This window comes from Halalkalibacter sp. AB-rgal2, assembly GCF_041821005.1.
Classification (GTDB): domain Bacteria; phylum Bacillota; class Bacilli; order Bacillales; family Bacillaceae_D; genus Halalkalibacter.
On record NZ_JBGUAV010000021.1, the window covers coordinates 44,963 to 57,774 of the forward strand.

The following is a 12,812-nucleotide window of genomic DNA, read 5'->3' on the forward strand; positions in this document are numbered from 1 at the left end:
TGTTAATATAAAAAAACATCACTATATATTGTGCTTTATTATGGACTTGCATTACATTGAAAGAGGAGGACATATCTATGGATGTACAAAGTTTTCAAAAATGGGTCGATCATTATTATAAGTTAAGAGGATGGTCAGAATTAGATATTTTTGTGAGAATCGGTTTTTTATCAGAAGAAACCGGTGAAGTGGCACGAGCGATTCGCGCATTAGAAATTGGAAGAGATCGTCCAGATGAAGAACGAAATACTTATACATATAATAAAGCGGCATTAACAGAAGAATTAGGAGATGTTTTAGGTAATATCGCTGTAATTGCTAACAAGTATCAGATTAGTCTAGAAGATGTCTTTGAAGAACATAAGAAGAAATTAACAAAAAGATTCGAGAACAATTAAATTAGAGGTGTTTTTAATGAGAAACCATTTAGCTGTATTTTGTGGTTCGAGTTATGGAGATGACAAGACATATATTGATTCTGCAGAACAATTCGGTATGGAATTGGCGAATAAAGGTAAAGTATTAATTTATGGGGGAGCACAAGTTGGCTGTATGGGAGCTATAGCAAACAAAGTGCTAGAATACGAGGGAAAAGTCATTGGAGTTATACCAGAAAAATTAAAAAATGTTGAGCTTGCTCATGAAGGGCTTAGCGAATTAATTGTTGTTGAGAGTATGCATGAACGTAAAGCACAAATGGCAGAATTAGCAGATGGTTTTGTAGCTCTACCTGGAGGGTCAGGGACCTTAGAAGAATGGTTTGAAGTTTTTACATGGGCTCAATTAGGCTATCATCAAAAACCGTGTGGGTTATTAAATGTGAATGGCTTTTTTGATCCGTTGATGGAAATGATTGATCATATTATTAAAAAGGGATTTATGAAACGAGAGTATAAGGACTTGATTTTAATCTCTTCTGATCCTGCAGAATTATTACATAAAATAGATACGTATAAGATGAGTTATACTATAAAATGGACATGAAAGAAGTCAATCCCCTGTAAACAAAGTTTGATTATGCAGAAACGTTCTTAAAAATTCTATGGTATTCTTGAATAAAAACAATACAGAAGGTTGGATACGAAACAAAAGAAAGGAGCATGTCTCGTGACCAAGCATAAGATTTATACAATGAGCTTTGCAAGTGTCTATCCGCATTATGTCACAAAAGCGGAGAAAAAAGGGCGTACGAAAGCAGAAGTGGATGAAATTATTTGTTGGTTGACAGGATATAGCGATCAAGAGTTAGAAGCGCAATTAGAGCAACAGACAGACTTTGAAACCTTTTTTGCGGATGCTCCTAAGCTAAACCCTTCACGAACTTTAATCAAAGGGGTAGTCTGTGGTGTGCGAGTAGAAGATATTGAAGAGCCAACTATGCAGGAAATTCGCTATTTGGATAAGCTAATTGATGAGTTAGCAAAAGGAAAAGCGATGGAGAAAATACTGCGGAAATCATGATTCAAATATAATACTTCGCTGAATGAGATGGGATGAAGATAGTCGTTACGATTTGCCTATAATGTGTAACTTTCAAGAGTATGTAAAAGTAAAGGAGGTTTTAGCGTGGGATTTGTCATGGCGATAGCACCTGTTGTCATCGTGGGAGCGATTGTCGTATTTGTTATTGGAAGGCTGAAGCATCAATATAACGAAGGTAAACTAGGTAAGATGAAATCAAAAAGTGCTCAAGGTTTATTAGATAGTTTAATACCAATTGGAATGGTTTTTGGCTGTAATATTGGTATCGTTGTCGGTTTGTTTCTTCCCATTTCTGTCTTATTTGCAACTAGTTTAGGTGCTGGATTTGGTTATTTATTTGGTTATTTTGCTTATGACATATACAGTAGAAAGGACGCTGTTTTTAATAAGTAGCTTGCATCTAGGGAGAAGCCCATATTTGCCAAACTTTCGCTTATTATTGAAAAATGGATAAGGCGAGGCATTTAAAAAATTTAAAATCTAGAAGGCACTGAAAAAGGTTTTTTACTTTTTCAGTGCCTTTTTTATGCTTTTTTCTATTATGTCGCAGTTCCGTAACGCACCTCTTCTGATAGCTTGGCACCTGTATCTTTAAGTAAATTCAGATAGTCTTGAAGCTGTTCATCATTCACATTTGAGACTAATGTTGAAATACTAACCGCAGCAAGGAGCTCGCCTTCGAGGTTTTTGATCGGGACGGCTATGCAGCGAACGCCCGGCTCGTTTTCCTCGTTATCAATAGCATGCCCCTTTCTTATGACATCATCTAATTCTTTTCGTAGCGCATCATGGTTCATAATCGTTTTATTTGTTAATGGTGTGAAGACGTAATCAGATAGTAGCTTCTTTACGTTCTCCTCATTCTGATACGCTAATAGAATTTTTCCGATAGCCGTTGAATGAAGTGGGATGCGTTTACCGATTCTTGAGTAACGAATTAATGCTTTTTCTCCTTCTTTTTTGTCAATATATACTCCGGCATCTCCGTCTAAAATGCCAAGGTGGCTCGTTTGTCCGGTTTCTATTGATAAATCGAGTAAATATTTTCTAGCGACATTTCTGAGATTAAAGGTACTTATGACTAAATTCCCTCGTTCGACTAGCTTCATCCCTAATCTATATTTTCCATTCTCAAGGTTTTGTTCAATGTAGTTGGCTTCTTGAAGTGTTTTTAATAATGAATGCACGGTGCTTTTATGAAGTCCCATTTGTGTACTTATTTCTGTAATTTTAAGTTCAGTCGTCTGTTCATCAAATAGATCTAATATCGTGAGAGCACGTACGACAGATTGAATGATTGGCATGATCCACCCTCATATTCTTCTTATTTTTGCAATAAACGAACCCTTTCATTTTAACGTAGAAGCTAAGTGAAGAAAAGAGGGCGTCTTGTAGCAGGGCACTGAAAAAGTTGATTTGTACTTTTTTGGTGCCCTTGTCTTGAAGCAGCGCTTTTTTCAAAAGATAAGAATCATAAAATTCGAGGAAGAAATGTGAAAAGAAACGAAGAAGCAAGTGGGATTATTCAATGAAGAGCGCTGGCTTCGCTCGTATACGTTATTCTGAAAGAACCCCATTTTCAGAATAACTGAAAACCGTTGTAACGGCTCCGCGCAACGCAATTAATAAAAGAAACCAACGCGTTTTTCTTAACCTATTAACGGCAAGACGATTCCCTTTGGTCTTTGATTCTATGATATAATAGCACCATATTTTAAATAATAGAACTAAGTTTTATAATGTAAAACAAATTAGGAGGAGAAGCATAGTGGGAAATGTAAAGAGCTTTCAAGGTGTGATACCGCCTGTGTCCACTCTATTTAATGAGCAAGGTGTACTAGATAAAAGACAAATGAGTTGGTTAATTGATCATTTGATAGGTGAAGGAGTGAATGGTTTATTCTTTCTTGGCACGGGGGGAGAGTTCTCGCAGATGTCAGTAAATGAACGAAAAGAGGTAGCTGAATTTGCGGTTTCCTATGTGAATAAGCGAGTGCCTGTCTTGATTGGCACAGGAAGTACGAGTACAAGGGAAGCGATTGAGTTAAGTCAGGATGCCGAACGGGTCGGTGCGGATGGCGTTGTTGTCATTAACCCATATTATTGGGTTTTGTCTGATGAACACTTGTTTAGCTATTATGATGACATTGCTAAGTCTGTCGATCTTCCTGTTGTTCTTTATAATTTTCCGAATCTCACAGGTCAGGATTTGTCTGTCGACCTCGTGTCAAAGCTTGCTGATGCACACGAAACCATTGTTGGTATTAAGGATACGGTTGACTCTGTCGGACATATTCGTGAGTTGATTATTAAGGTGAAAGGGAAGCATCCTCATTTTTCAGTCTTGTGTGGGTTTGATGATCACTTGTTAAATACACTTCATTTAGGTGGAGATGGGGTGATTTCTGCTAGTGGAAATTTCGCTCCTCAGTTATCAATAGGAATTTATGAGGCTTTTCGCAAAGGTGATTTAGTAAAAGCGGGTAAGCTCTATAAGCAACTAGCTATTCTTCCACTATTGTATAAGATTGATAGTCCATTTGTGAATGTTATTAAGGAAGCGATGAGGCTATGTGGGATGGATGTATCGACATATGTACTCCCGCCAACGAAGCGTTTAAGTGAAGAGAAGGTTGAACAGGTGAAGCAGGTGTTAGAAAAAGCAAACGTTCTGCCAGATATGAGCGGAGAGGGATAAGAATGTGATGGTTCAAAAAAATTGGCTGTAAGTGAATTTGCGTGATCGGCTTCGTACACGATTTAACGACTGCGCACGACAAAATAAAAATTGGAGGTTGCTATGTCACTATATACTATTTTCTCTGATGAAGATCAATCGATTTACAACGTGAAAACACATGCGAGAGGGCCAATAGGAGAGCTACCTCTTACAGCACAAATGCTTGAGGAATCACCAAGTGGTGATTTGTTTGGTATGACGCAAAACGTCGGAATGGGATGGAAACCCCAAGAGCTACTTGGTAAGCAGGTGCTGATACTTGGGACAAATGGTGGTATTCGAGATCACGATGGCAGTCCTATTGCCTTAGGCTACCATACTGGACATTGGGAAGTCGATCTATTAATGTCAGAGGCAGCTAAAGAGATTCGTGAAAAAAAAGGGGTGCCCTTTGCTGCATTTGTAAGCGACCCGTGTGATGGTCGTTCTCAAGGGACTGTTGGTATGTTTGATTCATTTCCATTTCGAAATGATGCTGCCCTTGTTTATCGTCGGTTAATCCGCTCTCTTCCGACGCGGCAGGCGGTGATGGGTGTGGCGACCTGTGACAAAGGGCTACCGGCGATGATGATTGCTCTTGCAGGAACAGCGGACTTGCCGACGATTATTGTACCTGGTGGAGTGACGCTGCCACCTACCGTTGGCGAGGACGCCGGAAAGGTCCAAACGATTGGTGCGAGATTTGCTAATAAAGAAATTACGTTAAAGGAGGCGGCTGAGTTAGGGTGTGTTTCGTGTGCGACGTCGGGAGGTGGCTGCCAATTTCTAGGTACAGCTGCAACAGCTCAAGTGGTGGCAGAGGCGCTAGGTTTGGCGATTACTCACTCAGCATTAGCTCCATCAGGACAGCCGATTTGGGGAGAGATGGCGAGACAATCGGCTCGTGCGGTATTAGCGATGGAAAAGAATCAGCTGACGACAAAGGACATACTAACTGATAAAGCGATTGAAAATGCGATGGTTGTTCACGCGGCCTTTGGTGGTTCTACGAATCTGCTGCTTCATATTCCAGCGATTGCCCATGCAGCAAACTGTCGTATTCCGACTGTAGAAGATTGGATACGCATAAACAAGAAAACGCCAAGGTTAGTAAGTGTCTTGCCAAATGGACCTGATTATCATCCGACGGTTCGTACTTACCTTGCTGGTGGTGTTCCAGAGGTGATGCTGCATTTACGAAAGCTAGGTTTATTACATGAAGATGTGAAAACGGTAACAGGAGCGACTCTTGGTGAGAACCTAGACTGGTGGGAGCATTCAGAGCGGAGAACCGAGATAAGAAAACGTTTATTTGCGGCTGATCGTGTCCAGCCGGAAGAGGTTATTATGAGCCCGGAACAAGCAAAGGAGAAAGGCCTTACGTCAACAGTGACGTTTCCAGAGGGGAATATTGCGCCTGAAGGAGCTGTCATTAAGTCGACGTCTATTGATCCGTCTGTTGTTGGGGAGGATGGGGTGTATCGCCATACGGGAGTAGCAAAGGTGTTTACGTCTGAAAAGGATGCGATCAAGGCGATCAAAACAGGTGGAGTCGAAGCAGGTGATGTGATGGTCGTAATCGGTGGTGGACCACTCGGGACGGGGATGGAAGAAACCTATCAACTAACGTCAGCCCTTAAATATTTACCGTTTGGGAAGCAGGTTTCGTTATTGACTGATGCTCGTTTTTCGGGGGTTTCGACTGGAGCATGTATCGGTCATATTGGTCCAGAAGCATTAGCCGGAGGTCCGATCGGAAAGCTACGTAATGGCGATATGATTGAAATTGTCATTGATTGTTTGAATTTAGAAGGGACGGTTCAATTTATTGGAACTAAAGATGATCAGCTACCCATCGCTGATGCAACAAAGCTGTTGAATAGTCGCAGCACTCATCAAGAGCTGAAATCAAATCCTAAGCTACCTGATGATACCCGCCTTTGGGCATCACTGCAGGCGGTAAGTGGAGGAACGTGGCGTGGCAGTGTTTATGATGTAGATCGAATTATAGAAGTGTTGGAGGCTGGAGAGAAGGCGTTGGCTCGTGATGAACTGTGAAATGAAGCTGTTATGATGTAGAAGAGAAGGGAGACGATTGTGTTAGATCCATTAACACAATCGTTCTTTTTTAGTATCTATACTGTTTATAGTAAGGCGTTGAGTTGAATGACTGATACGGAGGTTGGGTTGCTTGGTTTTGATAATTGAGTGGATGATAGGATGGATTCAACGGAGTGGACTGATGGCAATCCTTGTATGGTCCGATATAAGTACTAGGCTGGATAGGTGCTGTGATCTCTTTCCATTGTTCTTCATTTAGGCAGTACGTATATGCCATCACGTTGGCAGGAGTAAAGGCTAATATGTCAGAGCCTAAAATGACTTCAGAATTAGGCGCACCAAAAAAGCTAAAAGGTGTGTGATCAACTGTAGCGACTTAAAATTATTTCAGGATCATCACGATAATTGGTTGAGATTTTTTCCAAAAGAGAATCGTGATCCATACTTAACGTATATTTATCATTGTCTATTTGTAAAATAAGGAATGACTTATTGTTGAGATAAGACAGAGATTAAAAGGAGAGTATAAATTATGGAATCATCTATACATCCAGTCATTGGCCTAACAAGCTCAATTGTGACACATAACCAAATTATGAGCTATCATATTCATGAAAAGTGTGTCCGTTCAGTCATTCAAGCAGGTGGCGTTCCTGTGATGATTCCAAATGGATCTTCTGAATTGATAGAGGTGTGGGGGAATGTTTGTGATGGAATTATTTTGAGTGGTGGAGAGGATATTGATCCTTATTCCTTTCATGCGCATCCAAGTCCCAAAGTCGAAGAAACAAGTCCAAAACGTGATGAAACTGAGATTGGATTAGTTCGTTGTGCTTTGGAAAAGAACAAGCCTATACTAGGACTTTGTCGAGGTATGACAATGATCAATGTCGCATTAGGAGGGACGGTCATTCAAGATATCGAGGCGCAACATGCGAACGCCATTAACCACAATCAACAAACGGTAAGATCAGAGCCGACTCACTTGATAGAGATTGATGAGAGAAGTCGTCTTTTTCAAATGATCGGTAATCAGACTTATCGTGTAAACAGTATGCACCATCAGGCGATAGATAAGCTTGCTGCTGGTTTAAGGGTAGTAGCCGTTGCTCCTGATGGTATGATTGAAGCGGTTGAAGGGATGAATGAAGCAGCGCCGCTAATCATGGGTGTTCAATGGCATCCAGAGGAAATGGCTAGTGAAGAATCGGCTATGCAACGGTTATTCAAAATGTTTATAACGGAATGCGAACATCATAAGGTAAATGGACAAAAGGGGAGATGAGTGTGATGAATAAGTCTACTAACTATGTTTGGTATGCGAGCTATGGTTCGAATTTAAGTAGGGAACGCTTCCTATGTTATATCAAGGGTGGTAGGCCACGTGGCTCGCAAAAAGTAGAAGTAGGATGTAGGGATCAATCACTTCCTATTGATGAGGCAACATACATGATGCACTATCCACTTTACTTTGCAAAGCGATCAGCGCGGTGGCAAGATCAAGGTGTAGCATTTATTGGGTTAACGAAAGATGAAAGGGTTCATACATATAGTCGAAAATATTTAATAACCGTTGAACAGTTTGTCGATGTCGTGAAGCAGGAAAATAATGGAGTGAAGATTGAGATCAATTTAGAAGAGGTGATTCTTAATCGCTTCAAGACATTTAGAGATTCGTGGTATGGGACGATTTTATACGTAGGTGAGGAGCAAGGATATCCGATTTTAACGTTCACGGCCGATTGGGACTTAGATGTTCCATTTGTAAGGCCGTCGAAGGAATATTTAAGTATGATTATCCATGGTTTAAAAACTACGTTAGCATTAGATGATAACGAAATTGTTGAATATTTATTAAAGAAACCAGGAATTGATGGAGTCTATACGCGAGAGGAGCTTGATGAGATCGTTAGGGCGGTGGAATGAGGTAGCAAAGTGAAATAGTAGCAGAACGAGTGACATCAGATTGGATGATGTCACTTTTTGGATGTTGTCGGAGAAGTCTATTTAAAAAGCTAAGAAAGCATAAAATTCGAGGAAGAGATGTGAGAAGAACCGAAGAAGCAAGTGGGATCATTTAAAGAAGAGCGTTGGCTTCGTTCGATACACGTTATTCTTTAAAGAACCGCACTTTCAAACAGCACAACACAATTAAGAAAAGACGCTACCGCCTTTTTCTTAAATATGACAGGATTGTCCAAATATATACAGCATCTACATGTTAAATTAACATAGCCTTAAAATTGATTTGGTAGGATAGCCTTGTGTAAACGATTCAATTCTATTTTGAAGGAACATGTTGTATAGAAACAGCGGTTCTCTATTTCAATTTAGAATGAGTCGTAAAATATGAATTTAGGAGGCTATTTATGGTGAAGAGAAAAAATGTATTCATGCAAACTCTCATTTATGTGTTAGTGCTTGCTCTCGTGTTTAGTCCATTTCAATCACTAGCTGCTGTGACAGCGGACGAAGCGACTCTAACCGTACAAGATGCGATTGAAAACAATGAAGGGACAGCTACAGTCGAAGGGTATATCGTTGGACATACTACAAATGCTAATAGCTTTAATTTTTCTGCGCCATTTGGAAATGACTTTAATTTAATTTTGGCAGATGATCCTGAGGAAAGAGATAGTGCGAATTTTTTACTCGTTCAAATTACATCTGATTTTCGAGGTTCATTTGGACTAGAATCAAATCCTAGTATTATTGGAGAAAAGATTCAAGTACATGGTAGCTTAGAAAACTATTTTTCACAGGCGGGCTTGAGAAGTCCTACTTCTATGACATTTGTGGAAGGATATTCTCCTGAGCCAGATCCCGAATTACCTGAAGTAACTTCGATTGCAGATGCTCGCAATATGGAGCATGGTGAGGAAGTGACGATCGGAGGAGTTGTGACGACAACACCTGGAGCATGGGGTGGAAGTGGATTTTATTTACAAGATACAACAGGTGGTACATACGTATTTGGTTCTAATGAAGTCAGTCAAGGTGATGACGTCATTATTACTGGTGAAACAGGAGAGTTTAATGGCGAGTTTCAAATTAGCCAATTGTCGAGTGTGACGGTTTTAGGTGATGGAGAACTCCCTACACCATCAATCGTAACTCCGAGTGAAATAGGTGATTCGATTCAAGGTCAGCTCGTGACGTTGGAAAGTGTGACGATTGCTGATTTATCAGAAGTGAATAACTTTGGGACATTCGAATTTCAAGCTGAATTAGACAATGAATCGGTATCGATTCGCGTTGATAATCGTACAGGTCTTGAGTACGATGACTTCGCGTTTGGTAACGGAGATGTTGTTGACGTAACTGGGATTGCAAGTGTATTTAATGGTACATTTCAAGTGAAACCTCGTGGTGATATGGATATTGTGCTCATTTCTGACTCTGATTCAGAGGAACCGACAAATCCAACTGAACCAGAGCTTGGTGATGATAAATTAGATTTAACCATTTTGCACACAAATGACATTCATTCTCGTATTGATGATTTAGGGAAAGTAGCAGCGTTTATTAATGGTGAACGCGATGCTGTTGATAACTCGCTTTATTTAGATGCTGGTGACATTTTCAGTGGATCACCTGTTAATGACATTAACTTAGGTGAACCGATCATTGATATTTTAAATGAAATGAAGCTAGATGCATTGGCGATAGGGAATCATGAGTTTGATTATGGGCAGGATGTATTTGCTGAACGTGTCGTACAATCAAACTTCCCATGGTTAAGTGCTAACATGACAGTTGATTCGTCTATTGCGATTGAACAGCCTGAACCATATACGATTTTTGAATTTGAAGAATTCGATGTTGGTGTGTTTAGTTTAACGCAAAACCCTCCAGCAACAGCGCCAAGTGGAGTGGTAGATATTGAATTCCATGATTATGTCGAAACAGCTCTCGCCTATCAAGAAGAGCTAGAGGAGCAAGCTGATGTTATTATTGCTTTAACTCATATTGGTTATGGCGATGATCGTCGCTTTGCAGAAGAAGTTGACTATTTTGATGTCATTATTGGTGGGCATACTCATACGGTGTTAAACACACCTCAAGTTGTGAATGGCACACCAATTGCTCAAGCAGGTGGATATGCAAGTCATGTAGGGAAATTATCACTCGCGATTGACGCTGAAACGAAAGAAGTATCTCAAGTACAGGGTCACTTGCAAGATGTTAGTCAATTACAAGAGACGGATGAAGAAGTACAAGCGATCATTGATGTTTGGAACGAGCAAATGGATGAAATATTAGGCATTGTCATCGGGGAGTCAGATACAGGTCTTACAAGAGATGGTCGCTATGAAAGAGATGTAGCACTAGGGAACTTCTGGACAGATGCAATGGCGTTTGCTGCCGATGCCGATATCGCCTTCACGAATAACGGTGGTATTCGTGATTCAATAGCTGCAGGAGATGTGACGATCGGTGATATTTATCGTATTGAACCGTTTGATAATCAAGTGATGCTATTTGAAATGACTGGAGAAGCGATTAAGGATGTCATCAAGTTTTCGTATTCGAGAAATAATCGAAATCAAATTGATTTACAATTATCAGGGCTTCACTATACGATTTTAACAAATGCGAGTGGGCAATATGTCGATGTCGAATTAGAATTAGAAGGACAGCCTCTTGATCTTAATGCTACGTATTTAGTCGCCGTACCGGATTACATTGGAACAGGTGGATCAGGCTACGATTTTCAAGGGACGGTCGTATACGCAGAAGTGACACCTATGACGACGGCGATGATTGAATACGGAGAATTTTTAACTGCTCAAGGTGAAAAATTGAATTATGGTTCTGAAGGACGAATTTCCACTGAAGTTGATCCAAATGCAGGTGGACCGATTGGAGAAGTGATTGGTTCTACTGAACAAGGATTGTTTAGTGCAAATAAAGGGGTTATGGATGTTGGTCTAGGAAACCTCTACACAGATGCTGTTCGTTCATTAACAAATGCAGACATCGGTCTTCTTAATGGAAGCTCTGTGACTGGTGCGATTCCAGCAGGTGATATAACGAGAGAGCAAATTGAAGCGTTAGATGGTTATGGAAACCAAATTGTCGTAGTGGAAACGACGGGATCACGATTAAAAGAAATGATTCTAGCTCAATCGAATTACCATGGTCAAGTGGATGTGCAAGCCTCAGGTATTCATTATACGTTAGTAGAAGGTAACGGATCACCGAGGTTTGAGAATGTTATGATCAGCTTAGAGGATGGTACAAGTATTGAAGATAATGGGGTTTATAAGGTTGCTTACAATGACTTTATGCATAATGGTGGCCACTATACGTTAAGTGACTCGACGGTTGAAGAGAATGGCTTCGTATGGGAAGCCGTTGCAGAGTTCGTAGAGGCACAAATAGAAGCGATTGATTATGTGGAAGGAGAAAGAATTTCTATTTATGATCCTAGTCAGCCAGTAGACCCGATTGAACCAGTTGATCCGATTGATCCAGATCCAGTAGACCCGATCGAACCAGTTGATCCAGATCCTGTCGATCCGGTAGACCCAGTCGAACCACCTTCTGAGCCAAAGGATGATCTTGTAGTGAAAGATGGTAAAATCTTTGTTTCTGATGAACTGGTCAACCGTGTTCAAGATGGTGGTATTCTTGAACTGGATGTACGTTCTGAATTGTTTGTAGGACATACAGTGATTGAGCTAAGTAGCGAGCAAATCGATGATTTAGTTGAAAAAGGAGCTACGATTCAATTCGTTTCAAGCACCGTGACGGTAGAAATTCCAGCTACAATTTTTGAAATGGGCCAAGGAGCTGTGACATTCTCATTTGATGAAGTGAATGAAGAAGAGCTTAAGGAGGAAATAGGCTCGGAGCCTGGAACATTAGTGAGTACAATCTTTGACTTTACACTGACTCAAGGAGATCAAATTCTCTCTCATTTTGGGGAACAATTTGCCACGCTGCATTTCCAGATTGATGAAGATTTACTAACTGATGAAGACATGGTTCATGTTTTCTACTTGAATGAAACAACGAATGTGTGGGAGAAAGTCGGAGGGACATACTTAAATGGCTATGTGACTGCCGAAACGAATCATTTCAGTCTATTTGCTGCATTTGAGGAGGAAGAAGACCCTATTGATCCAACCCCGGAAGATCCAAGCAAGCCTGAAGAAGAAGAGGAGGAAGAGGAGAAGAAACTATCTGCCCCTCCTGAAACTGAAGGAGACGATGATGACAATCAAGACTCTGGAAGCAAAAAAGAATCAGGTGAAGATAGTAAATTACCTGATACAGCAACGAATTCAGCCAACATTGCTTTAATGGGTGTCATTCTTTTCTTGATCGGGTTTATGATCTTGTTAATGAGACGTAGAAAGCTTGTTTAAGTGAAATTTAGTGTAGACATAGGAGCGAAATAGTATAGGCGGTTCTGTCCTTTCCAATTGAAATTGAATTGGAAAGGATGGGCCGTCTCTTTATATATAAGGGAGTATAAGGTTTTTCCAGAGTAGAATGAAGTTGATTTAGGAAGGGGATCTGCTCAAATTAATATATTTAAATT

General features: G+C 40.4%; 10 protein-coding genes. 9 read left to right on the plus strand and 1 reads right to left on the minus strand.

Going from position 1 to position 12,812, the window contains the following annotated elements; translation table 11 throughout:
* The first annotated feature begins 77 nt into the window (after positions 1-77).
* From ACERJO_RS15360 to ACERJO_RS15375, 4 genes are all read left to right on the plus strand, one after another.
* The gene (locus ACERJO_RS15360; RefSeq protein WP_247103621.1) at positions 78-398 is read left to right on the plus strand and encodes a MazG-like family protein; all 321 of its coding nucleotides are present in this window, start codon (positions 78-80) and stop codon (positions 396-398) included.
* A gap of 16 nt (positions 399-414) precedes the next feature.
* Entirely contained in the window at positions 415-984 is a 570-nt protein-coding gene (locus ACERJO_RS15365) for an LOG family protein (protein ID WP_247103619.1), read from the plus strand.
* A 123-nt stretch (positions 985-1,107) separates the two neighbouring features.
* Positions 1,108-1,461: a DUF2200 domain-containing protein gene (locus tag ACERJO_RS15370; RefSeq protein ID WP_247103618.1), complete on the plus strand. Its 354-nt coding sequence runs from the start codon at positions 1,108-1,110 to the stop codon at positions 1,459-1,461.
* Between the two features lie 105 nt (positions 1,462-1,566).
* Entirely contained in the window at positions 1,567-1,875 is a 309-nt protein-coding gene (locus tag ACERJO_RS15375) for a hypothetical protein (protein WP_373648057.1), read from the plus strand.
* 146 nt (positions 1,876-2,021) lie between these two features.
* Here the strand turns inward: ACERJO_RS15375 and ACERJO_RS15380 are convergent, their stop codons facing one another.
* Positions 2,022-2,786, minus strand: a complete 765-nt coding sequence (locus tag ACERJO_RS15380) for an IclR family transcriptional regulator (RefSeq protein WP_247103617.1) — start codon at positions 2,784-2,786, stop codon at positions 2,022-2,024.
* A 464-nt stretch (positions 2,787-3,250) separates the two neighbouring features.
* Between ACERJO_RS15380 and ACERJO_RS15385 the strand changes: the two genes are divergently transcribed.
* The 5 genes from ACERJO_RS15385 to ACERJO_RS15405 all read left to right on the plus strand — a co-directional run bounded on the left by ACERJO_RS15385 (position 3,251) and on the right by ACERJO_RS15405 (position 12,636).
* A complete protein-coding gene (locus tag ACERJO_RS15385) occupies positions 3,251-4,180 on the plus strand; it encodes a dihydrodipicolinate synthase family protein (RefSeq protein ID WP_373648058.1) in 930 nt (309 codons plus the stop codon).
* A gap of 102 nt (positions 4,181-4,282) precedes the next feature.
* Complete coding sequence (locus ACERJO_RS15390) at positions 4,283-6,259, plus strand: YjhG/YagF family D-xylonate dehydratase (protein WP_373648059.1); 1,977 nt, start codon at positions 4,283-4,285, stop codon at positions 6,257-6,259.
* A gap of 535 nt (positions 6,260-6,794) precedes the next feature.
* Positions 6,795-7,547: a gamma-glutamyl-gamma-aminobutyrate hydrolase family protein gene (locus tag ACERJO_RS15395; RefSeq protein ID WP_373648060.1), complete on the plus strand. Its 753-nt coding sequence runs from the start codon at positions 6,795-6,797 to the stop codon at positions 7,545-7,547.
* Positions 7,548-7,552: 5 nt separating this feature from the next.
* A complete protein-coding gene (locus tag ACERJO_RS15400; protein ID WP_373648061.1) occupies positions 7,553-8,188 on the plus strand; it encodes a hypothetical protein in 636 nt (211 codons plus the stop codon).
* Positions 8,189-8,631: 443 nt separating this feature from the next.
* Entirely contained in the window at positions 8,632-12,636 is a 4,005-nt protein-coding gene (locus ACERJO_RS15405) for a 5'-nucleotidase C-terminal domain-containing protein (protein ID WP_373648062.1), read from the plus strand.
* Positions 12,637-12,812 lie beyond the last annotated feature (176 nt).

Excerpts from the sequence above, each read along its gene's own strand:
- ACERJO_RS15395 (WP_373648060.1), top strand. The coding sequence starts at position 6,795 with ATGGAATCATCTATACATCCAGTCATTGGCCTAACAAGCTCAATTGTG.
- ACERJO_RS15405 (WP_373648062.1), top strand. The coding sequence starts at position 8,632 with ATGGTGAAGAGAAAAAATGTATTCATGCAAACTCTCATTTATGTGTTA.
- ACERJO_RS15390 (WP_373648059.1), top strand. The coding sequence starts at position 4,283 with ATGTCACTATATACTATTTTCTCTGATGAAGATCAATCGATTTACAAC.
- ACERJO_RS15400 (WP_373648061.1), top strand. The coding sequence starts at position 7,553 with ATGAATAAGTCTACTAACTATGTTTGGTATGCGAGCTATGGTTCGAAT.
- ACERJO_RS15380 (WP_247103617.1), bottom strand. The coding sequence starts at position 2,786 with ATGCCAATCATTCAATCTGTCGTACGTGCTCTCACGATATTAGATCTA.
- ACERJO_RS15365 (WP_247103619.1), top strand. The coding sequence starts at position 415 with ATGAGAAACCATTTAGCTGTATTTTGTGGTTCGAGTTATGGAGATGAC.
- ACERJO_RS15360 (WP_247103621.1), top strand. The coding sequence starts at position 78 with ATGGATGTACAAAGTTTTCAAAAATGGGTCGATCATTATTATAAGTTA.